The sequence below is a fragment of the Vibrio sp. YQ_11 genome, assembly GCF_043103065.1.
Classification (GTDB): Bacteria; Pseudomonadota; Gammaproteobacteria; order Enterobacterales; family Vibrionaceae; genus Vibrio; species Vibrio parahaemolyticus.
Genome location: NZ_JBICJM010000010.1, coordinates 224,896 through 246,958, shown reverse-complemented (window position 1 = coordinate 246,958; position 22,063 = coordinate 224,896). Strand labels below are relative to the sequence as shown.

The window sequence follows — 22,063 nt, the reverse complement described above, 5'->3', positions numbered from 1 at the left end:
GATTTTTAACGAGTAATTAGAAACGGTAGTTCGCTTGAACACCGATTAGCCAAACGTTACCCGTTGTTTCACCAACGAATTGACCGCCAACTACTTCAGCTGAATCGTCTGACTTGTAGCCACGAGACTCAACGATTGGTGCGTCTTTCGCGATAATGTAAGTGAAGCCAGCGTCTAGGCTGAAGTCTTTCGTCCAGTCATAAGTTGCACCGATGCTTAACCAAGTACGGTCTGTTTCTGGAATAGTGATCGTGCGGTTCTTATCACTTACAGCAGACGTATCGTATGCAATACCAGTACGTAGGGCTACCTTAGGTTGAAGTTGGTAAGTCGCACCAACAGCAAAGCGGTAGTTATCTTCCCAGTTTTCCACTTTCACCATGTGTGTACCAGCGGTTTCTAGGTGAGCTTCTAGCTTCTCGAAAGAGCTCCAGTCAGTCCAGTTGAAACTTGCGTGTAGCGCAAGTTGATCCGTTACTTGGTGGAAGCTCGCTAGTTCAGCCGTTGCTGGTAGGTTTAGGTACATGTAGCCATTGTCACGTAGCTGTGGAAGCTTAGGAGTACCGAAGCCAAAACCAAGGCCCTCAGCATGACCTTCAAGCTTCAGCTCAACCTCAGATTTGTACGTGAAACCGATGCGGTTGTTTTCATTGATCTGCCACGCTGTACCCAATTGCCAGCCCCAAGCCGTATCGTCACCTTCCATGTACTTAAGAGTCGTACCTTGAGGTTTTTGTAATACGTTTACTTTAGGAGCCGTAGCGCCAAAACTTCCTTCACCGATGATGTAACGAATACCACCACCAATACTTACCGCATCATTAATTTTGTATGCTGCGTTTAGGTTTGCTTCCATTGTGGTTACGCTTGCTTCGTTACCAAAATGAGAGGCGGCAAAGCCTTTGCCTAGATCCGTTTCCATACCGTAGTTCGTACCGAACGCTAGGCCGATTGCGAATTGTTCGTTGTATTGGTGTGATAGGTAGAAGTTTGGAATGATCGCATCATGTGCGAAGTCATCTGAAGAGGTTGAAGAGGAGTTAATTACACTCTGATTTACTGGATGCTTAAGTGTGGTTTGACCATTGATATCAATGTTTGGATTTACATAGATGGCACCAACAGACACTTGAGTGCCCTCTAGGTAAGTAAGCATTGCTGGGTTACGCCATTGAGAACTTGCGTTGTCAGCCATTGCTGCTTCACCAGCGTAAGCACGACCTAGACCTGTTGCAGAATATTCAGCTAATTGGAAGCCTGCTGCATTTGCCATGCCTGAAGTGCCAAGTAGGCTAAGTGCTACTGCTGTTGATAGGAAAGTCTTGTTGGTTTTCATTCTAATGTTCGCTGAATTAATTATAACGTGGGGCAAAAGTCTAAAGGTAGAGTTATTACTTTAGAAATGAAAATCCGGAACATGAATGTATTTAGTATTTTGTTCTAATTTGTTGTTTGTTTATGGTTTTATAATCTAACCATGATAGTGGAATGAAAAAAACTCAGCGAACACCTGTGAGGTCTAATTGTGATTTTTAGATACACGTGTTCACTCAAATTGAGCGGACGATAAGTGTTAGATAAGAAAAAAGGCTGGAAATCCAGCCTTTTATATAGAGTTTACTTACATTAAATATAAGGAATTTTCTTAGAAGCTACGGCTGTATTGTAAGCCAAACAGGATAGCGTCTGCGTGCGTTGTCGCACTCACACCAGTTGTTAGTAGAGGTGGCGCAATTGGCGTTTCTTCGTTTACTTTTACGTCATCACCCATTAAGTAAGTGAAGCCGAAATCAACATTAGATTTAGTATCGATATGGTATGTGAAACCTGCTGAGAACCATTGGCGATCTGAGTCAGGAACTGAAATCGATGTTAGGTTGTCTTGAGCACTAGTGTCGTACATGTAACCAGCACGTAGAGTCCAGTCTGAGTTCATGTAGTAAGTACCGCCGATAGCGTAGTGCCAACCATCTTGCCATTGGTAATCTTTCGAATAAGTAGGGCCAAGCAAGCCTTGGTTCAAGTTGTCGAAGTCGATTTTATCGAAGTCACTCCAGCCGATGTATTGGATAGAGTAGTGAACTGCGAACTTGGTATCGGTAATTTTATGGTAGCCAGAGAACTCAGCCATATCTGGTAGAGGCAATGTGATCTTCTGACCTTTGTCATCTTTCGCTTCAAACTCAGGACTGTATCGGTAAGATAAACCAAAACGGTTGTTTTCGTCTAACTCATACACAGTACCCACATTAAAGCCTACAGCCCAACCGTCTGCTTTATCTACATCAAGAAGTTTAGCACCACCAACTAGAGGAAGGTTTGCGCTAGCAGTACGTTTCATCGTACCTTGACCGTAGATTAAGTCTAGACCAGCACCAAAGCTCCATTGCTCATTGAGACGGTAAGAGCCTGCTAGACCAAAGTTTGCGCTCTTAACGTCAGTAAGACCGCCATATTCAGTTGCTACATAGCTATCTGAAAATTCAGTTTTAGTACCGAAGTTTGAGTATGCGTTTACACCCCAGGCAAATTTGTCATTAACTGGTACAATAAGGTGAATATTTGGCGCAATAGAAGTGTCACCAACATCATCAGTGTTGGCCACAGGGATTTCGTTGTTGTTAATTCGGTAAGTAGCATCTTTTACTTCAATTATTGAAGTGATACTTTCAAAACCAAGTGACAGCTCCATTTTATCAAACAGAGCCATAGCCGCTGGGTTACGAGCCATTACTGACGCGTTATCAGCGATGACTGCATCACCAGCAAATGCACGGCCAATGCCAGTTGCTGATTGAGCGTTAATTTGGAAACCTGCTGCCATCGATTGACCTGAGGCAAAAGCTACCGTTACTGCTAGGAGAGTCTTTTTAAACAGACGCGTATTCTGAGTCATTTGTTTTTCCTTATTAGATTCGTCTCTCTGGACGATAAATTGAGCTTTTGCTCAGTGGCGCAGATAGTAGTATCAAGAGTGGGCTAGACAAATCCGACCATTAGATAAAATTGAATAAAAATTGCGGAAATGATGTCTAAAAGACGGGAAATTGCACTTAAATTGCATAATTTAGAGTTTAAGCTCTAAATGCAATCGACGTGGTGAATGTTTTGTGAGCGATTAATACAAAAATGCCGCCAAATGAGAGCGTTTGACGGCATTTCAATGTTTCTAAGCTAAAGTTGGTGAAGTTGTTACATTGGTTTTAGCATAGGCGCAAGTTTAGTGACGATAGCGTCAATGTCTTCACCTTGTTCGCCGACTAAAATCATGCTGGTTGAACCAACGGGTTGGACGATACCTGTCATACCATCTTTTTCAAAATCTGCCGTTTGTTGGCTAGAAATTCCCGTAATAAAGAGCGTTACTTTGCCCTTTACACCCTGAAAAACCATGTGTAAAGCATTAGCTTCACCAAATCCACAGTGGTTTAGGTAGTAAACGTGGTACGGGAAGTTGTCACTAAACTGATAATGAAATGGCGACATCTTCGCATTGATCTGGGAACTCGGCACGTTTTCATCTAAATGGCGTACAAATGCCTCTTCATGAATGACATGTTTAATAGCCGTATCTGCGAGACTGGCTTGCGCAGGTGGCACCAGAATGTTGCCCCAGTTGATTTGCCCCACCAGTAAACCTGCGGTAAAGGCAACAGAAGCTGCAAGCGCCATGGCTTTGCGGACAAAGTTGGGTTTGACGACTTTTTCGTCAAGCGCGCTAGAGGTTTGGCTAAACAAGATTTTATCAGCAAGATCCTCTGGCACATCCACATTCATGGCCTGCTTAATTTTCGCGTCGAGATCCAAAACGTCATCAACAAACTTACTGTTGGCATCGCTAGCGGCCAACGCTTGCAGAATCTCTTCATCCTTCTGTTTTGGATCCGACAAAATACGACGACGAAATTCTAAATCATCCATTTTTTTGTCCTCTCTTAGTATCTTGAGAATCCAACATCTCTTTAAGTTGATTTCGAGCTCGGAAAAGTCGAGTCATGACTGTGTTCTTATTTAAATCAAGAATGTCGCCGATTTCTTCTCCACTGAAACCGCCAATAACCTGAAGAAACAGAGGTTCACGATATTCCACATCCAACTTCATGATCTGTGCTTGAAGCCATTCTTGTTGATGATGAGGATCGTCGCTGACCTTAGCATCGTTGCCGTAGTCATCGATATCAACTAAATCAAATTGTTTGCGTTCGAAGCGACGCGCGTTTTCTCGCCTTAATATAGTAATAAGCCAAGATTTCGCAGCTTTTTCATCTTGAAGACTATCGAGAGACTTCCATGCACGTAAGCAGGTCTCTTGCACTAAATCTTCCGCAATTGCTTTGTCCTTACACAGCCAGTATGCATAACGGTACAAATCGCGGTGATAGCCCCGGACGAGCGCTTCATATTTTCTTTGTTTGTCCATATCAGAGTTGACCGGACTGTTGGAATTTTTCTTTCCAAACATTTTTAATATGGCCACAGGAGCCTCCATCCTCGCTCTGTGTATTTCTTATACGTTTTGAGCATGACTTTACTTCTAATCCATCACTTATTGCTAAGCCAATCTAAGCCAGTATCTAGTGATAAATCCATTCGTTACAAGCTAAGTCGGTATATAAAAGTGTATACACAAATAACCGATATTATCTCTAGTGATGCAGTTTTGCTTGTTAACAATATCATCATTTAGTTATCAATAACTTGGTTAAATGCATTGGATTTATGTATCTGATGCGTATTTTGAGTAGCAAGCTTGTGAATGGACTTGAATAGAGGAGGCATTTAGATGCGTTCAAAGATCGTAAAATCACCATAAAATTGATCTATTTCAAAATCTCAAGCAGTGAAGGGGTTATAGTACATCTTGTCATCTCGTTAGTCCTTGTGACTAACATGTTGAGCAAGATGACACTTCCTTTTGAAGGCTGACTTTACTTTCTCCTAATCAGGAAACTGATTAATTTTCAATTGGCGTAAGTTAATTGTTTTATAGATATTCCGACCACACAGTTATGTGTGGTTTTTTTTTGCTTCAATTTTACCTGCCACACACTTTCTGCCGTTTTTAGCTTCTATAGTTATTCAATATAATCAACGAACTAGAGCAATTGATCTACTTGCTTCACGTTTATTTAAACGCACGTTTGATAAATTTAACAAATTGATTACAATGCATCAGGTCAGACCTCTTGTATTTAAGGAGAAACAATGGGCAAGCAGGAAGTAAAAACACGCAATGGTGAGCGTGTTGCTATTGTCGCGGGGCTTCGAACTCCCTTTGCTCGTCAAAGCACGGAATTTAGCCAAGTGCCAGCGGTCGATTTAGGGAAAATGGTAGTAAGCGAAATGCTTGCTCGAACAGATATTGATCCGAAATTAATTGAACAAGTGGTGTTTGGACAAGTGGTTCAAATGCCTGAAGCACCAAACATCGCACGAGAAATCGTATTGGGCACGGGGATGAACATCCATACCGACGCTTACAGCGTGACGCGTGCGTGTGCGACGAGCTTCCAAGCGGCGGTAAACGTAGCAGAGAGCATCATGGCTGGCACCATTGAAATTGGTATCGCTGGTGGTGCGGATTCATCTTCTGTTCTTCCTATCGGTGTGTCCAAAAAACTTGCTGCTAACCTGTTGGCTCTAAGCAAAACCAAAACATTGGGGCAAAAGCTCAATATTCTCAAGAGTCTGAGTTTTAAAGATCTCATGCCTGTTCCGCCAGCCGTCGCGGAATACTCGACGGGTTTGTCGATGGGACAAACGGCAGAGCAAATGGCGAAGACGCACGGTATCTCACGCGCAGAACAAGATGCGCTAGCTCATCGCTCTCATACATTGGCATCCCAAGCTTGGAAAGAAGGCAAAATCCAAGGTGAGGTGATGACCGCTTTCCCTGAACCTTACAAAAAGTGGATTTCTGAAGACAACAACGTTCGTCACGACTCGACGTTAGAGGGCTATGAAAAGTTACGTCCTGCATTTGACCGCCAGTACGGCAGTGTTACCGCAGCAAACAGTACGCCGCTGACTGATGGCGGCGCGGCAGTGATGCTGATGCGCGAAGGTAAAGCGAAAGAGTTGGGCATGGAAATTCTTGGCTACATCCGTGGCTACGCATTCTCAGCGATTGGTGTGGAAAAAGACATGCTGATGGGACCGACCTACGCGACTGCGAAAGTGCTCGAAAACACAGGCTTGGAACTGTCGGATCTGACGCTGATCGATATGCATGAAGCGTTTGCTGCTCAAGCATTGGCAAACGTGAAAATGTTTGCCTCAGATAAGTTTGCTCAAGAAAACCTAGGTCGTTCGAAAGCGATCGGTGAAATCGACATGGATAAATTCAACGTGCTCGGTGGCTCAATTGCTTACGGTCATCCATTCGCGGCGACGGGTGCGCGTATGATGACGCAAACTCTACGTGAACTGAAACGTCGTGGTGGTGGTATTGCATTGAATACCGCTTGTGCTGCGGGTGGTCTTGGCGCAGCAATGATTCTGGAGGTTGAGTAATGAGCGAGCAAAAAGCATTTAGTCTTAACGTTGATGAGCAGAATATTGCATGGTTAGCGATCGACGTACCGAATGAAAAGATGAACACGCTACAGGCGGCTTTTGCTGACGAAATGAAAGAAATTTTTGCTCAGCTAAAAGACTCCAGTGGCATCAAAGGGATGATCATTCACTCCTTAAAACCGGATAATTTTGTGGCAGGTGCCGATGTTCGTATGTTGGAGGCATGTACCACAGCGAATGAAGCACAAGCATTGGCAAAACAAGGTCAAGAGTTGTTCCAACAACTGTCTGACTTACCTTACCCTGTGGTGGCGGCTATTCACGGCCCATGTTTGGGTGGCGGTTTAGAGCTTGCGCTTGCATGTGATTACCGTGTTTGTACGGATTCTGATAAGACACGCTTAGGCTTACCAGAAGTTCAACTCGGTCTATTACCGGGTTCTGGCGGTACTCAGCGTTTGCCACGTTTGATTGGCCTGTTACCGTCATTGGACTTGATCCTGACCGGTAAACAGCTTCGCGCGAAGAAAGCCAAAAAACTGGGCGTTGTGGACGCGTGTGTCCCAGACACAATTTTGCTCGACGTAGCAAAACAGTTTATCGACAAAGGCAAGAACAAGGGCAAGAAAAAGCAATCGACGAAAGAGAAGTTGATGTCGGGCAGTGGGTTAGGTCGTAAGCTTGTTTTCGAACAAGCTGCGAAGAAAACCAACCAGAAGACCCGTGGCAACTATCCAGCAACGGTCGCGATTCTTGAAGTGATTCAACACGGTCTGGAAAAAGGCTTTGCACAAGGGCAAGAGCTAGAAGCGAAACGATTTGGTGAGCTTGTGATGAGCTCCGAATCGAAAGCATTGCGCTCTATCTTCTTCGCGACAACTGAAATGAAGAAGGAACACGGCACGGATGCACAGCCAGCAGCGGTGAAAAAAGTGGGTGTTCTTGGTGGCGGCTTAATGGGCGCTGGGATCAGCCATGTAACGGTTGCAAAAGCAAAAGTGCCTGTTCGAATCAAAGATGTGAGCAATGACGGTGTGTTGAATGCGCTTAACTACAACTACAAGTTGTTTGAGAAGCAGCGTAAACGTCGCATCCTGTCGAAAGCCGATTTACAGGCAAAGATGTTGCAACTGTCAGGTGGCGTAGACTTTACAAGTTACAACCACATTGATGTTGTGATCGAAGCGGTTTTCGAAGACTTGGATCTAAAACAACAGATGGTTGCGGACATTGAAGCAAACGCAAAATCTGAAACTATTTTTGCTACGAACACGTCTTCGTTACCAATCCACAAGATTGCAGAAAAGGCAGAGCGACCAGAAAACATCGTCGGTTTACATTACTTTAGCCCAGTAGAAAAAATGCCGCTGGTGGAAGTGATTCCGCATGAAACAACGTCTGATGAAATCATTTCGACAGTTGTCGCATTGGCTAAGAAGCAGGGCAAAACCCCAATCGTTGTTAAGGACAAAGCTGGCTTTTACGTAAACCGCATTCTTGCGCCTTACATGAATGAAGCTGCGCATATCTTGCTGGCAAATGAGCCGATTGAGAAGTTAGATGGTGCGTTGTTGGATTTCGGCTTCCCTGTTGGACCAATCACGTTACTTGATGAAGTTGGTGTTGATATTGGCGCGAAGATCATGCCGATTCTGGTCAATGAGTTGGGCGAGCGATTCAAAGGTCCTGATGTATTCGATATCTTATTGAATGACGGTCGCAAAGGACGTAAGAGCGGGAAAGGTTTCTACACTTACAAAGGTAAGAAGAAAGAAGTCGATAAATCCATCTACAAGCTACTCAAACTGACGCCAGAATCGAAGCTCAGCGATAACGATATTGCGTTGCGCTGTGTACTGCCAATGCTTAATGAAGCAGTACGATGCTTGGACGGCGGTATTATTCGCTCTCCGCGCGATGGCGATATTGGTGCGATTTTTGGTATTGGCTTCCCTCCATTCCTTGGCGGGCCGTTCCGTTATATGGATCAATTCGGTTTGAAAGAACTGGTTGAGAAAATGAACGAATTTGCATCGAAATATGGCGATCGTTATGCGCCATGCGACGGACTGCTGACTAGAGCGGGTGAAGGTCGTACCTTCTACTAAGTGCTTGAAACGCTGAACATTAAAAAGGCTTGCATCGCGCAAGCCTTTTTTCGAACAGAAGTGTTTATTTCTTCTTGTCTTTTTTATCTTTGTTATGCCCTTTACCTGGGTTGTCATCGCCATGCACGCTAGCGTTTCCTTTTTTGTCTTTATCATCCCAGTTTTTAGAAGAGCAATCGTCGGATTTGACGGAAATATTGTCACCGCTTAGGCGAACACAATCTTTGCTCAACTCAAAATCGTCACCTTTTACTGTGATTTCTGCATGAGCGGATGCGAATGGTAATAATACTGCAGCAAGTAGTAATAGTTTCTTCATGAGTGCCTCATCTACATGTTTTTTGTGCGGTAATTAGAGCATAAGCGGCAATCGTGTAATTTCAATTTTCTGTTAAGACTATCCAAGTCGTATTAGTAAATTGATGGGTTTCTCACATATTTTACAGCTCGACTTCCGCCCATTTTATCCATTACGGTGATGGTCTTAGCCCAGACCACAATCTTTTGGTCGTAACTGAAATTCTTCGATAGAGCCAATTTCTTGCCCTAAGTGAATTCGAGGAGCATCGACATGTGCTTGGCCTTGCGAGTGCATGACCAACCGGTTTGCTGTTCTCGGTTTCAGTTCGTTAACGACAAAGCGAATCATGTCTGCTCTTGTTAGCTTTTTGAGCTCGGCTAGTACTTTTTCGCGTTGATTAAACTCGGTATCTTTGTTGCCTATTGCTACCCACAAGCGTTGCGCTCGTCCACGTAAAGTCGTGTCTGGGGTTGCGATTTGGTTCCAAAGGCCACGCTTACTGCTGTGCCATTGGTAGTCGTTGAGCTCCAAAAGCACCATGTAAAATGCATTTAAAAATTCGTCGATAGAGGTGACCAATTCCGCAGGAGCTGCGTTTGGTGATTGCACATAAAGCACAATCCCCGGATGACGGTTCAGTGGCATGTTACCAGTGCCGACCATGTAGCCGAGTTGCTGCTTGGTGCGAATCTCATGAAAGAAGGTTGCCGACATGAGGTGATTGGCCAAAGAATAAAGAGCGATGCTGCGCGGCTCGATGTCTTCACACTGGTGGTAAATTACCACAGCAGAGTCTTGTTGATTACAATGCACTTCGCGCTGAAAACTGCCATTTTGACCGAGCATGATTAACGGACGCAGTGCTTCTTCGTAGCGCTGTTCTTTTACGCGCAAGGCATCTTTCAAGGTTGTTGCCATATCATGCGCTTGTTGACGTTGCCAGTCGCCATAAACGAACATTTCTACGTGGAGTTCCGCCAAAATCGACTCGACGAATGTCGACAGTTCATCGACTTCAATCTCTTCCAGCGCTTCTGCAAGCGTCGCGAAAGGAGGATTGTTGGGCTGCAACAAACCTGTTAATGCGTTGAACAGTTGAGAAATTGGGCGATCTTGAGATGAATTTCGCCAATTACGTAATAATTGTTGTTTGATGGTTTCAAACCGAGTTGGGTTAAACTCTCTCGCGGCGAAACGGCGTAAAATCATCTCAAGCAGTTGTGGCAGTTTTTGGCTGAAGCCCGACAACGTCAAAGTTACACCACCTTGGTGCGCATACATGTTGTAGCCCATGCCCGCGATTTCAGCTTGGTAGGTTTCTTTGGCTAGTGAGTCCAAAAACATTTCGACACAAAGACGTGTTTTCACAATATTCTTAGGCGACGCGACCGCGTGAGAACTGTCGATCGCAACGTACACTACGCCTTTCGGCACTCGGAACTCATCATCTTGCAAATGCCACAGGCGAAAACCTTCGAGATCTTCAATCAACTCCGGTAGTGAGCCCCCGTTTTCAAAGGGCATTGGGTCGAGGTCGTAACAAATGTACGGGTTCTTCTCTGGCAGAACAAACTGCCAACGCGGATCAATTTGTTGGAAGAAGCGTTTTTGCTCGCTACTGAATGTAGTGACGGAGTAGGGGGTGAAATACCACTCCGCAGTGCGATTGTACTCAAGTCCTTTGGCGATCAGCGTAACGCGGACATTGTCGACAGATAAATATTGCAGCAGAGAACGTTGCAGATCTTCATCATAGCCCGACATTTTGTAGTCGCCATAGATAATATCGTGCGGCTGATAATGCTGCATATTGATGACTAAATGGCTAACTAAATCGAGAGGGCGTGAAGGTTCTTGAAAGCGGAATGCAGACTCCAATACTGCTTGCTTCTCTAGGTAGCGCCACTCATTCATTCCGTCTTGTTTGATCATGGTTAGATATTGGAAGACAGCTTGAATGATGTCATCTACGTGGTCTAACCCTTCTGGTGTGAGTGTACAACTGACCGTAAAATCACGATAGTTGCTGCCACTTGCCCCGCCGCCGGCTGATAGGGAAGTGATCCAGCCTTTGCTTTTCAGTTGCAGCATCAAGCTCCCTTCGCCTTCGTAACCTAACAAATGAGCGAAATAAGAGAGAGGCTTCACGCCGTAGTGTTTATCCATTCCCGGCATAGGGAAGGTGAGAATGAGTTTGCGAAACTCTTTGATGGGCTCAATTTGAACCAAAATTCCGGTGCTGTCTTCAGTCCCAATCGGTACGTTAATCGATTTACCACTTAATTGATGATTAGGGATGTCAGCGAACATGGCTTCTACCCAAGCTTGCTGCTCATCAAGAGATTGAGGCCCAAACAACGTCAGCGTCATAAGATCGGCTGAATATTGAGAATGATGAAACTCGACAATTTCATCACGAATAGACTGACCATCTCGGTCGCCAAGCGTATCTAAATTGCCGACAGAGAATTTTGAAAATGGATGTTCTGGATTGATGACTTCTTTGTTGACTTGATACAAGCGACGCGAGTCGTCATTCAATTTCAGCTTGTACTCAGAGTCGACCGCTTGGCGCTCTTTATCTAATGCTTCTTCGTTAAACAGTGGCGCGGTAAAGAATTGGCTAAAGCGATCCAGTGCGTTTTCAAATGCACTTGGAGTGACATCAAAAAAGAAGCAGGTGTGCTCCGTTCCTGTCCACGCGTTATTCGTTCCACCATGTTGGCTAATATAACTTTGAAACTCGCCCACTTTAGGGTATTTTTCCGTACCCAAAAAAAGCATGTGTTCTAGATAGTGAGCCAGACCTTGACGATCAACTGGGTCGTCGAAGTGTCCAACGTTCACAGCTAGGGCGGCTGCCGACTGTTGAGCTGTATCAGAATGAATCAGCAATACGCGCAAGCCATTACTCAAAGTAAGGTAGCGGTATTGGTTTGAATCGTTTGGACTTAGGTGCACGATGCGTCTCCAGATTTCGCATTACATTAATTATGAACCCCAAAGGGGGTAGCGCAAATGTTGCGTTCGACAAATACTGCTTGCCGCATTTTTGTTATTCGTAAGAGTACTGCATTGGGCCCATCGCTTTTGCGTATGGGGTAGAGCTGTTTGAAGGAATGCACTGAGTTCATGACTTCATCGTAGAATGTGATGAACTGAGTATATTCTTTTTAATAGATTGTTAAGAAAGTCGCTATCTTTAGCAAGCGAATTGGTATAATGAACAGATAATTATATCAGTATTTTTGTTTCGTCATTATTAAAATTAGCCCCGGTTATCTATAAAGATAGCAGTCAACCTTTTGGTAGCGTTAGCTATCCCTAGGAAATAACATGAAAATATTCATCATGCGTCATGGCGAAGCTGAGCATTTCGCAGATTCAGACGCAGCAAGAGAACTGACCCAAAGAGGCAGAACCGAGTCAGAGGCTGTTGCACGAGCTTGTGCTGAGCAAGGTTTTGCTCAATTTGACAAAGTGTTGGTGAGCCCGTACATCCGTGCTCAGCAAACCTGGCAAGAAATCAGTACGTTTTTCTCGACAAAAAGCATCGAGACCAGTGACGACATCACACCATACGGTCAATCGGATTGCGTATTTGATTTTGCGAACGCGCTCATTGAAGTCGAGAAACTAGAGTCTCTATTGTTTGTTTCTCATTTACCGTTAGTTGGTTATTTGACGTCTGAGTTTGTGAAAGAGATGACGCCTCCAATGTTCCCAACCTCTGGTTTAGTGTGCATCGAATACGAACCACAAACACAGCGTGGTGAGGTGCTTTGGCATATTACGCCTTAAGCGTCTAAGTCATCGTTATTTAAAGATAAATCGATCTCTTAAATAGACAGACATCTAAAATAAGCATTTAAAAATTAGATATAGATAAACAAAAGGCAGGAATATCCTGCCTTTCTTATTCTTAGAGTGTATGTGTTACTTCTCTGGAATAGAGAGCAAAACCAGCAGCGCGCCGTCACCGCCAAATTCTAACGGTGCTTGGTGGAAGGCCATCACATCAGGGTGCTGAGCCAGCCAAAGTGGGGCTTTTTGCTTCAGAATGTGTTTACCAATACCGTGTTGAACACACGCACAGTGAATTTCGTTTTTTACGCAATAGGCGATCATGGCACCAAGTTCGCGTTTAGCTTCTTGTTGTGTCATGCCGTGCATATCGAGGAAAACGTCAGGCACGTAGACACCGCGACGCAGACGTTTCACTTCATAAGTAGAAACATCATCACGAGCATAGCGAGTTGGGCCTTCTTCGTTTAATCGAGGCACAAACTCATCGGAAAAGTAAAACTCAGAATCACTCGCTTCTCGGTTTGAGCGTTTGATTTCTTTTTGCTTAGTATTTTTTTTTGGTTGCTGGATTATGGTATCCTGTCGCAACTTTTTTACGCCCTGTACTGCTTCCTTAAACAAGGCGAAATCGTCATCATGTTCGGTGTCTTTTTTGCTCATTAGGTAAACAATTTCATTAATAAACTTTATTGGCAGTATTGTAGCGCTTTTCGGAGGCAATTTTGGATAAGATTTTTGTAGAAGAGGCGGTATCGGAACTGCATACCCTTCAAGATATGATTCGTTGGACGGTTAGCCGCTTTAATGCAGCGAACCTGTTTTACGGTCATGGTACTGATAACGCGTGGGATGAAGCCGTTCAGCTTATCCTGCCAACTTTATACTTGCCGATCGATGTGCCTCCGCATGTATTGAACTCTCGCCTAACTACAAGTGAGCGTCTACGCATTGTTGAGCGAGTAGTAAAACGCATTAACGAGCGTACGCCAACGGCTTACTTAACAAACAAAGCGTGGTTCTGTGGTCTTGAGTTCTTCGTTGATGAGCGTGTTCTTGTGCCACGTTCTCCAATTGGTGAATTGATTCAAGCGGAATTCCAACCTTGGCTGGTGGAAGAGCCAACTCGAATCATGGATCTATGTACGGGCAGTGGTTGTATTGCGATTGCATGTGCGCACGCATTCCCTGAAGCAGAAGTTGACGCGATTGATATCTCAGCGGACGCGCTTCAAGTTGCAGAACAAAACATTCAAGATCACGGCATGGAACAACAAGTGTTCCCAATCCGTTCGGATCTGTTCCGCGATCTGCCAAAAGAAAAATACAACCTCATCGTGTCTAACCCACCTTATGTGGATGAAGAAGACATGAACAGCCTGCCACAAGAGTTCACGCATGAACCTGAGCTAGGTTTGGCTGCGGGTACCGATGGCCTGAAATTGGTTCGCCGTATTCTTGCGAACGCGCCAGACTACCTAACTGATGACGGTATCTTGATCTGTGAAGTGGGCAACTCAATGATCCATATGATGGACCAGTACCCACAAATTCCATTCACTTGGATTGAATTTGAAAACGGTGGCCACGGCGTATTTATGCTAACTCGTGCGCAACTGGTTGATTGTGCAGAAGAGTTCAAACTGTACAAAGACTAATCCGTCTTTCCCAAAAACCTCAAAACACCGAGCCTGATGCTCGGTGTTTTTTTATGCATAACTCATCGATATTAACTCTTTACATCAAAACGTAATAAAGCCACTATGAATCCACGAAGAATTGGAAAGCAGTTGCGCTCAATCAGAGAGCGTGGCGACAATAACTTGAGGAAGTAATGGCAGGAAACAGTATCGGACAACATTTTCGAGTGACAACATTCGGAGAAAGTCACGGTATCGCACTGGGATGTATCGTAGACGGATGTCCTCCGGGATTAGAAATTACAGAAGCAGATCTGCAAACGGATCTCGACCGTCGTCGTCCTGGCACATCACGTTACACCACACAGCGTCGTGAACCGGACGAAGTTAAAATTCTTTCTGGCGTGTTTGAAGGCAAAACCACAGGCACTTCAATCGGCCTGTTGATCGAAAATACCGATCAACGTTCAAAAGATTACTCAGACATCAAAGATAAGTTCCGCCCGGGACATGCTGATTACACTTACCACCAAAAATATGGCATTCGTGACTATCGAGGCGGCGGCCGTTCGTCAGCCCGTGAAACTGCGATGCGTGTGGCTGCAGGTGCAATCGCGAAGAAATATCTGAAAGATGAATTTGGCGTAGAAATCCGCGCTTACTTGTCACAAATGGGCGATGTTTCTATTGATAAAGTCGACTGGGACGAAATTGAAAACAACGCATTCTTCTGCCCAGATGCAGACAAAGTGGAAGCGTTTGATCAACTGATCCGCGACCTAAAAAAAGAAGGCGATTCAATTGGTGCGAAAATTCAGGTTGTTGCAACCAACGTACCTGTTGGCCTTGGTGAACCAGTGTTTGACCGCTTGGATGCAGACATTGCGCACGCGCTAATGAGCATCAACGCGGTGAAGGGTGTTGAAATTGGTGATGGTTTTGATGTCGTAAACCAAAAAGGCAGTCAGCACCGTGACCCACTTTCTCCGCAAGGTTTTGGTAGCAACCATGCTGGTGGTATCCTTGGTGGCATCTCGACTGGTCAAGACATCGTTGCGAATATTGCACTTAAGCCAACATCAAGCATTACGGTTCCGGGTGACACGATCACTAAAGAAGGTGAACCCACTCAGCTCATCACGAAAGGTCGTCACGACCCATGTGTCGGAATTCGTGCTGTGCCTATTGCTGAAGCCATGCTGGCGATTGTTGTGATGGATCACTTACTGCGTCATCGTGGGCAAAACCACGGCGTAACGACAGAAACACCAAAGATTTAGTTTGGTACTCCAAATACAAAAAAGGTTGCTCATGGAGCAACCTTTTCTTTTTTGTTCTTTTTCTTAACTTAGTGGAGCGAGCTTTCTGTTTCTAACTGGAAAGAAGGCAAACGCCACTTAAATCGAACCGCTGCCATACGAAGTACGTAACCCACAACAAGGGTAACAATGGTTGCTGTTACGTCTGGCACGCTGAATTCCAGTAACGCAAGGTAAAGGCCGGATGCAATCAACGCGATAGAAGCGTATAGCTCCTCATGCAGTACCAACGGAGTTTGGCGACAGATCAAATCTCGAAGTAAGCCACCAAATACGCCAGTCACCAATGCAGACACCATACAGATGCCTGGGTGCAAGCCCATGCCCATCGCAATCTTGGTACCGATGATGCTAAATACAATCAAACCCAGTGCATCAAGACGAATGAACAAGCCTTTTAGTTTGATCACCCATTTCGCGAGGCCAGTCGTTAGTACGCCAGCAACACAGGTGATAGCCAGAAATTCAGGATTCTTGACCCAACCAAGAGGGTAGTGGCCCAATAAAATGTCACGCACTGTGCCGCCGCCAATGGCTGTCGCACTCGCTACCAACATAACGCCAAACCAGTCCATTTTTCTTCTACCAGCGCTTAACGCACCTGTCATGGCTTCAGCCGTGATACCAATGATATACAACACACTTAGCAACATAGGGGAACACTCAAAGTAAAAAGTTACCGTTTATCCATTACAAAATGGTTAGGGCAGTAACAACACTTACAAACGGCTTAATCAGTCTTAAAAAGTGATTAAAACCAGCAACATGCTCATAATCAAACTGCTTGAAAAACAGCAATTTGAGTGGCACCAAAATAAGGCGAGAGTGTATTAGTAAATGAGTACGCTGACGAATGAGAAATTGTATTGAGAAAGGTCGGTTCAGATAAATTCAACTAATAACCAAAACTGTGGGATGCCTTTACCTTATTTGCAAAAACAGCGACAATGCGCAGCGCATGTCAATTTGAAGTACAGACTCGACGATGACCCACGAATACCAAGATCTAATCACCATTTTCAATGACACTTTTCTTGAGCAATTCAACACCACGCTAGAGCTTGGTGGTGATGAGCCTATTTATCTGCCAGCTGATGATGAGCATCCTCACCATCGTATTATTTTTGCTCGAGGTTTTTACGCTTCTGCTCTGCACGAAATCGCGCACTGGTGTGTCGCTGGTCCTGAACGTCGTCTAATGGAAGATTTTGGCTACTGGTATGAGCCGGATGGACGCACTGAAGCCGTACAAGCTGAGTTCGAAAAAGTAGAAATTCGCCCTCAAGCTTACGAATGGATTCTTGCCACGAGTGCTGGCTTCCCTTTTACGGTCAGTTGTGACAATCTACACGGCGATTTTGAACCAGATAGGCTTGGCTTTATGCAAAAAGTGCATAAAGAAGTATTAGGTATTTTGGAAGCAGGTTTGCCACCGCGAGTGAAAATGCTTTCGGACGCCTTACGTGCGTTTTACCAAACTAAGCAGCTGGAAGCGTCTGATTTTAGCGTTAAGTAACCCAAATAACCTCAGAGAAACTCCATGATTATTGAATTTGAAGAAAAACTACTAGAACTGATTGATGCTCGTATTGAAAACGCATCTGATGATGAACTGTTTGCTGGTGGTTATCTACGTGGTCACATCTCTCTGTCTGCCGCATCTTGTGAAGAAGACGGCATCAACGATGTTGAAGAGCTAAAATCTCGTATCGCGAACAGCCTAGAAGAAGCACGTGCAGAACTGACGCCTGCGGATCGCGTGATTGTTAGTGATCTATGGCAAGAACTGCAATCACAAGCATAATATCTACGAATTGCAGTAAATGAGTGCTCAGTGTAGCTGAATGAAAGCCTGTTAACCTTGTTGTGACTATTTTTTTCAACGGGTTATATCAAACGTCACCTTATTCTAGGCGTGCTTCTTGGCTATTTCTGAGCATATCTTTTCTATCGTTATCCCGCCTTTTAGTTGAAATCAACTCCTTCGAAATATTCGAATCTCTCCATAAGATTTTTGTGGTTGTTGCCAGCCTGTTTAACTTTTACTCTGCAAAGCATAAAACGTGAACAAAGGAATATAACCATGAAAATTGTCGCATTCGGTGCTTCTACTAGCTCAACCTCAATCAACAAAACGCTTGCTACTTACGCAGCTCAACAAGTAGAAGGCGCACAAGTGAGCGTGTTGGATTTAAACAACTACAACGTTCCAATGTTTAGTGAAGACAAAGAGAAAGAAATCGGCCAAGCGGAAGGCGCAATCGCTTTTTTACGCGAGCTAGAGCAAGCTGATGCCATCGTTGTATCATTTGCAGAGCACAACGGTTCTTACGCTGCGGCTTACAAAAACTTGTTTGATTGGGCAACGCGTATCGAGCGCAATGTGTTCCAAAATAAACCGGTAGTTTACCTTGCGACGTCACCGGGCCCTGGTGGCGCGCAAAGCGTGCTAGCGGCGGCAACGGGTTCAGCGCCATTTTTTGGAGCGGACGTTAAAGCGTCGGTTTCGGTACCAAGTTTTTACGAGAACTTTGACTTGGAGTCGGGTGAGATTGTAAATCAAGAAATTGCAGAGCAAGTGAAACAAGCCGTCGCATTGCTCAAGTAATACGTCATTAAAAAAGAGATTCCCGACGCGTGATTTCGCGGGCTTGGGAATCTCTTATTCGTTATCTACTTAATATCTATGTAGTTGTCTGCTTGGTGCCAATTTAAAGCTCGGTAATCGCTTTGCCTTTGCGTAATTTGCGTACCCACATACGGCTTGGGTGAAGTTCTGCCAGCACATCGACAGGGAGTGGCAGCGGGTCCCCACAGATTTGCGAGGCCAACACTTCTGCCAACAGAGGGGCAGAGCTTAGACCTCGAGAGCCTAAACCTAAGAAGCAGAAAAGGTTAGGGAACTGGTGAATCGCTTCAACCTCTTCTTCTGGTTGATTTTGCAAATCTGCATATTGCGTTTTGATTGTGTCGAAATCACCCACGTTCCCAACAAATGGCAGATGGTCTCGACTCACGCAACGAATACCTTGGCGTGATAAATTGCCCGATGTATCCACTTCTTTGGTCCATTCCTGATTTGGAATGCATTTGACCAACTTTTCTACGTTATCTCGTTGTGCGTTTTCATCAAACTCATAGTCTAAATGACTGCGATCGTAACTGGCACCAATGCAAAGGTGTTGGTTATTTGGGTTAACAGGCGTCATGTAACCGTCGTAACACAGTACAGTTTTGAGTTTAGATAGGGTTTTCGTTGCTGGCGCGTGACTCACTTGTCCTTTTACTTGCCCCATCGGCAAGGCTTCAGTTTGGCTTAGTGTTTGGAACTCGTTGCCGTTAGCAACTACAACGGTTGAATGTTCAAAGTTCTGGCCGTTCGCCTTTAATGTCCAAAGCTGACGCGCTTCGTCCCAAGTTAGTGACTCGACTTGATGCTCGAACTTCGCTTCAAAAAGTTCGGTTTTTTCTAGTTGAGTAATCAGCCCGCGAGTTAATTCCGCAGGGCACAACCAACCACCCATTGGGTAATGAACCGATGCCATATCGATGGGTAAGCCGATTGTTTCCGCCGTTTCTTCCGCAGACAATTTACGAATGAGCTCTGGAGTGAAGTTTCCCTCCAGCATTTTCTCTAGTTTGTCTGTGGATTTGTCATCCCACATCAATTGAGTTACACCACACCAATCATGGTCAAAATCGATTTCTTGCGCGGCTTGCTCGACAAATTGACGTGCGAACAAAAATGCTGGCGCAAACACACGAGATACACCTGTATGCGGGCCATTAAGCAGAGGATAAACGGCACCTTGACGGTTGCCAGAAGCCCCTTCGGCTGGTTGAGTGTCTTTGCAGTAAAGCGTGACGTTTTGGCCACGACGAACCAACGTTTTCGCTAACGCCGCGCTGGCAATACCGCCTCCGATTATGGCAATCGAATCAAGATTGCTGGAGGCCGTGCGATTGAACCACGCAAGATGGTTCGATTGCTTTTCGCGTTGTTCCATCGAACCTGCGATCATTTCACGCTTGGTGCCAAAGCCTTTGACTTTTTTCATTGCAAAGCCAGCTTCGTTCAATCCTCGACGCACAAAGCCCGCCGCGGTAAAAGTGGCAACTGTACAGTCTTGCTTGGCTAACTTAGCCATGTTGTTGAACAGATTTTGGTTCCACATTTCTGGGTTTTTACTTGGCGCGAATCCATCTAAAAACCAAGCGTCAATCAAACCTTGTTCGTTGTATGGGACTTGCGGCATGCAGTCTTTGATGTCGCCAAACCAAAGGTCGAGTGTAATTGCGCCATCTTCAAGCACAATGCGGTGACACTCAGGTACGGCAGCAGGGTAGTGCTTTTGCAGCTTTTCTGCATACTCAGCCAACTCCGGCCACGCTTCATGTGCTTTTTTTAAATCCGCTAGGCTTAGCGGGTATTTTTCAAAACTAATGAAGTGTAGCTCTTTTAGCGCTGCATCTGGGTGGTTGCGACGAAATTCATTAAACCATTGCCATACAGCAAGAAAGTTCAGTCCCGTGCCAAATCCGGTTTCACCAATAACAAAGCGTCTTTGGTCAAATTCCTGCCATCTTTCTGGGAGATGATTTTGTTTGAGGAAAACGTAGCGTGTCTCTTCAAGACCGTTTACGTTAGAAAAGTAAACATCATCAAATTGGTCAGAAACCGGCGTGCCAGCTTCGTTCCAACCAAGTTCAGCATTTTTAATTGAAGTCATAATGGTGCAAATTTGTGATTTGGCGCGGTAAGAATGGGGCGATTGTACGAATTTATGGGAAAGCTGACCACTTTTGTTGACTATCTTAGTTATCATCTAGCGGATTTTTGAATTATAGGAATGTCATAATGAAACGAGTCGTAATCACCGGTATGGGTATTGTTTCAAGTATCGGTAACAACGTCGAAGAAGTTCTAGCGTCTCTTAAAGCGGGCAAATCTGGCATCACTGCGTCTGAGCAGTTCAAAGAACACGGTCTTCGTTCGCAAGTTTGGGGTGATCTAAAAATCAACCCTGCGGAGCATATTGACCGTAAACAGATGCGCTTTATGGGTGATGCGGCTGCTTATGCATACCTATCAATGCAGCAGGCGATTGAAGACGCTGGTCTAACTGAAGAACAAGTTTCAAACGATCGTACAGGTATCGTTGCTGGTTCTGGTGGTGCTTCTGCATTAAACCAAACGGTAGCAACCGATATTATGCGCGAGAAAGGCGTAAAACGCGTAGGCCCTTACATGGTTCCTCGTACTATGTCTTCTACCGTATCAGCATGTCTTGCGACACCATTTAAAATTCGTGGTGTGAACTACTCAATGAGTTCAGCTTGTGCGACATCTGCACACTGTATCGGCCACGCAATGGAGCTTATCCAACTTGGCAAACAAGACATCGTGTTTGCAGGTGGTGGTGAAGAGCTAGATTGGTCTCAAACGATGATGTTTGATGCGATGGGCGCACTATCAACTAAATACAACGATACGCCAGAAAAAGCGTCTCGTACTTACGATGCAGACCGTGACGGTTTTGTTATCTCTGGCGGCGGCGGCATGCTGGTTATCGAAGAACTTGAGCACGCTCTAGCACGTGGCGCGAAAATCTACGGCGAAATCGTAGGCTACGGTGCGACTTCTGATGGCTACGACATGGTAGCACCTTCAGGTGAAGGCGCTGTGCGTTGTATGAAGATGGCAATGCAAGACGTTGACAGCATTGATTACGTTAACACTCACGGTACGTCTACTCCAGTTGGCGACGTAAAAGAGCTAGGCGCAATCCAAGAGCTATTTGGCGACAACAGCCCAGCAATCTCTGCAACAAAAGCGATGACAGGTCACGCTCTAGGTGCGGCTGGTGTTCACGAAGCGATTTACTCGACTCTAATGCTAGACAACAACTTCATCGCGCCAAGCATCAATATTGAAAACTTGGATGAAGCGGCAAAAGGTCTGGATATCGTGACAGAAGCTCGCGACGCAGAGCTAACGACAGTCATGTCAAACAGCTTTGGCTTCGGTGGTACCAACGCAACATTGGTTATCAAAAAATACCAAGCGTAATCAACACCAAAGCTAACTGAATTTGTTGGTGTTGTTCATTGTGATTTGAATGCCCACAAACCAGTTTCCAGAGCTTGATCAGTCAAACTGATCGAACAGACGCAGACTCTATCCCAAGGAGAGCGGGATAGGATCCTTTTGTTCTGGAACTTTGCCCGGCTAGTTTAGCCGGGCTTTTTCTTTTTTCATCATTCCATTTTTTCGTGTTACTCATGTACTTTCCCTGTTGGGAAGTCCGTGATGCCGATTGTTGCTACCTCGACAAACCAAGCGATTCTCCACCTTGAGGTTTATTGGGTTTATAT

At 45.0% G+C, this 22,063-nt stretch carries 18 protein-coding genes; 9 read left to right on the top strand and 9 right to left on the bottom strand.

The window, feature by feature from the left end:
* Nucleotides 1-16: 16 nt before the first annotated feature.
* From ACF8EG_RS08275 to ACF8EG_RS08260, 4 genes are all read right to left on the bottom strand, one after another.
* A complete protein-coding gene (locus ACF8EG_RS08275) occupies nt 17-1,336 on the bottom strand; it encodes an outer membrane protein transport protein (RefSeq protein WP_045545693.1) in 1,320 nt (439 codons plus the stop codon).
* Nucleotides 1,337-1,645: 309 nt separating this feature from the next.
* A complete protein-coding gene (locus ACF8EG_RS08270) occupies nt 1,646-2,896 on the bottom strand; it encodes an outer membrane protein transport protein (protein WP_045545694.1) in 1,251 nt (416 codons plus the stop codon).
* Between the two features lie 296 nt (nt 2,897-3,192).
* Nucleotides 3,193-3,921, bottom strand: a complete 729-nt coding sequence (locus ACF8EG_RS08265) for a DUF3379 domain-containing protein (RefSeq protein ID WP_025631558.1) — start codon at nt 3,919-3,921, stop codon at nt 3,193-3,195.
* Nucleotides 3,914-4,489, bottom strand: coding sequence for a sigma-70 family RNA polymerase sigma factor (locus ACF8EG_RS08260; RefSeq protein WP_069504737.1), 576 nt, complete (start codon nt 4,487-4,489; stop codon nt 3,914-3,916). The genes ACF8EG_RS08265 and ACF8EG_RS08260 overlap by 8 nt, the downstream gene beginning before the upstream one ends.
* 716 nt (nt 4,490-5,205) lie before the next feature.
* On the opposite strand from ACF8EG_RS08260, the gene fadI reads away from it, so the two are divergent.
* Complete coding sequence (gene fadI / locus ACF8EG_RS08255) at nt 5,206-6,513, top strand: acetyl-CoA C-acyltransferase FadI (RefSeq protein WP_025631559.1); 1,308 nt, start codon at nt 5,206-5,208, stop codon at nt 6,511-6,513.
* Nucleotides 6,513-8,624, top strand: a complete 2,112-nt coding sequence (gene fadJ / locus ACF8EG_RS08250) for a fatty acid oxidation complex subunit alpha FadJ (RefSeq protein ID WP_053319200.1) — start codon at nt 6,513-6,515, stop codon at nt 8,622-8,624. Before fadI ends, fadJ begins: the two co-directional genes overlap by 1 nt.
* Nucleotides 8,625-8,688: 64 nt before the next feature.
* Here fadJ and ACF8EG_RS08245 read toward each other — a convergent pair whose 3' ends face one another.
* Complete coding sequence (locus tag ACF8EG_RS08245; protein ID WP_005457697.1) at nt 8,689-8,943, bottom strand: hypothetical protein; 255 nt, start codon at nt 8,941-8,943, stop codon at nt 8,689-8,691.
* 165 nt (nt 8,944-9,108) lie between these two features.
* Nucleotides 9,109-11,886, bottom strand: coding sequence for an insulinase family protein (locus ACF8EG_RS08240; RefSeq protein ID WP_025506901.1), 2,778 nt, complete (start codon nt 11,884-11,886; stop codon nt 9,109-9,111).
* 375 nt (nt 11,887-12,261) lie between these two features.
* On the opposite strand from ACF8EG_RS08240, the gene sixA reads away from it, so the two are divergent.
* Nucleotides 12,262-12,726, top strand: coding sequence for a phosphohistidine phosphatase SixA (gene sixA, locus ACF8EG_RS08235; RefSeq protein ID WP_005457775.1), 465 nt, complete (start codon nt 12,262-12,264; stop codon nt 12,724-12,726).
* Nucleotides 12,727-12,861: 135 nt separating this feature from the next.
* On the opposite strand, the gene smrB is transcribed toward sixA, so the two are convergent.
* Nucleotides 12,862-13,392, bottom strand: coding sequence for an endonuclease SmrB (gene smrB / locus ACF8EG_RS08230; protein WP_005457721.1), 531 nt, complete (start codon nt 13,390-13,392; stop codon nt 12,862-12,864).
* Between the two features lie 62 nt (nt 13,393-13,454).
* Here smrB and prmB point away from each other — a divergent pair, with 62 nt between their 5' ends.
* Nucleotides 13,455-14,387 (top strand): 50S ribosomal protein L3 N(5)-glutamine methyltransferase, encoded by a 933-nt coding sequence (prmB, locus tag ACF8EG_RS08225; protein WP_005457652.1) that lies wholly within the window; start codon nt 13,455-13,457, stop codon nt 14,385-14,387.
* Nucleotides 14,388-14,563: 176 nt separating this feature from the next.
* On the top strand, nt 14,564-15,649 hold the full coding sequence (gene aroC, locus ACF8EG_RS08220) for a chorismate synthase (RefSeq protein ID WP_005479467.1): 1,086 nt from the start codon (nt 14,564-14,566) through the stop codon (nt 15,647-15,649).
* Nucleotides 15,650-15,717: 68 nt separating this feature from the next.
* Here the strand turns inward: aroC and ACF8EG_RS08215 are convergent, their stop codons facing one another.
* Entirely contained in the window at nt 15,718-16,341 is a 624-nt protein-coding gene (locus ACF8EG_RS08215; RefSeq protein WP_005457667.1) for a trimeric intracellular cation channel family protein, read from the bottom strand.
* A gap of 332 nt (nt 16,342-16,673) precedes the next feature.
* Here ACF8EG_RS08215 and ACF8EG_RS08210 point away from each other — a divergent pair, with 332 nt between their 5' ends.
* The 3 genes from ACF8EG_RS08210 to ACF8EG_RS08200 all read left to right on the top strand — a co-directional run bounded on the left by ACF8EG_RS08210 (nt 16,674) and on the right by ACF8EG_RS08200 (nt 18,296).
* A complete protein-coding gene (locus ACF8EG_RS08210) occupies nt 16,674-17,204 on the top strand; it encodes an elongation factor P hydroxylase (RefSeq protein ID WP_021449889.1) in 531 nt (176 codons plus the stop codon).
* A gap of 24 nt (nt 17,205-17,228) precedes the next feature.
* Nucleotides 17,229-17,492, top strand: coding sequence for a YfcL family protein (locus ACF8EG_RS08205; RefSeq protein ID WP_005479532.1), 264 nt, complete (start codon nt 17,229-17,231; stop codon nt 17,490-17,492).
* A gap of 279 nt (nt 17,493-17,771) precedes the next feature.
* Nucleotides 17,772-18,296: an NADPH-dependent FMN reductase gene (locus ACF8EG_RS08200; protein ID WP_021486928.1), complete on the top strand. Its 525-nt coding sequence runs from the start codon at nt 17,772-17,774 to the stop codon at nt 18,294-18,296.
* 103 nt (nt 18,297-18,399) lie between these two features.
* Here ACF8EG_RS08200 and mnmC read toward each other — a convergent pair whose 3' ends face one another.
* Nucleotides 18,400-20,418, bottom strand: coding sequence for a bifunctional tRNA (5-methylaminomethyl-2-thiouridine)(34)-methyltransferase MnmD/FAD-dependent 5-carboxymethylaminomethyl-2-thiouridine(34) oxidoreductase MnmC (mnmC, locus tag ACF8EG_RS08195; RefSeq protein ID WP_069504735.1), 2,019 nt, complete (start codon nt 20,416-20,418; stop codon nt 18,400-18,402).
* A 128-nt stretch (nt 20,419-20,546) separates the two neighbouring features.
* On the opposite strand from mnmC, the gene fabB reads away from it, so the two are divergent.
* Entirely contained in the window at nt 20,547-21,758 is a 1,212-nt protein-coding gene (fabB, locus tag ACF8EG_RS08190) for a beta-ketoacyl-ACP synthase I (RefSeq protein WP_005460738.1), read from the top strand.
* Nucleotides 21,759-22,063 lie beyond the last annotated feature (305 nt).

Coding starts and splice junctions, on each gene's coding strand:
- ACF8EG_RS08275 (WP_045545693.1), bottom strand. CDS start 1,336: ATGAAAACCAACAAGACTTTCCTATCAACAGCAGTAGCACTTAGCCTA.
- ACF8EG_RS08270 (WP_045545694.1), bottom strand. CDS start 2,896: ATGACTCAGAATACGCGTCTGTTTAAAAAGACTCTCCTAGCAGTAACG.
- ACF8EG_RS08265 (WP_025631558.1), bottom strand. CDS start 3,921: ATGGATGATTTAGAATTTCGTCGTCGTATTTTGTCGGATCCAAAACAG.
- ACF8EG_RS08260 (WP_069504737.1), bottom strand. CDS start 4,489: ATGGAGGCTCCTGTGGCCATATTAAAAATGTTTGGAAAGAAAAATTCC.
- fadI (WP_025631559.1), top strand. CDS start 5,206: ATGGGCAAGCAGGAAGTAAAAACACGCAATGGTGAGCGTGTTGCTATT.
- fadJ (WP_053319200.1), top strand. CDS start 6,513: ATGAGCGAGCAAAAAGCATTTAGTCTTAACGTTGATGAGCAGAATATT.
- ACF8EG_RS08245 (WP_005457697.1), bottom strand. CDS start 8,943: ATGAAGAAACTATTACTACTTGCTGCAGTATTATTACCATTCGCATCC.
- sixA (WP_005457775.1), top strand. CDS start 12,262: ATGAAAATATTCATCATGCGTCATGGCGAAGCTGAGCATTTCGCAGAT.
- smrB (WP_005457721.1), bottom strand. CDS start 13,392: ATGAGCAAAAAAGACACCGAACATGATGACGATTTCGCCTTGTTTAAG.
- aroC (WP_005479467.1), top strand. CDS start 14,564: ATGGCAGGAAACAGTATCGGACAACATTTTCGAGTGACAACATTCGGA.
- ACF8EG_RS08215 (WP_005457667.1), bottom strand. CDS start 16,341: ATGTTGCTAAGTGTGTTGTATATCATTGGTATCACGGCTGAAGCCATG.
- ACF8EG_RS08210 (WP_021449889.1), top strand. CDS start 16,674: ATGACCCACGAATACCAAGATCTAATCACCATTTTCAATGACACTTTT.
- ACF8EG_RS08205 (WP_005479532.1), top strand. CDS start 17,229: ATGATTATTGAATTTGAAGAAAAACTACTAGAACTGATTGATGCTCGT.
- ACF8EG_RS08200 (WP_021486928.1), top strand. CDS start 17,772: ATGAAAATTGTCGCATTCGGTGCTTCTACTAGCTCAACCTCAATCAAC.
- mnmC (WP_069504735.1), bottom strand. CDS start 20,418: ATGACTTCAATTAAAAATGCTGAACTTGGTTGGAACGAAGCTGGCACG.
- fabB (WP_005460738.1), top strand. CDS start 20,547: ATGAAACGAGTCGTAATCACCGGTATGGGTATTGTTTCAAGTATCGGT.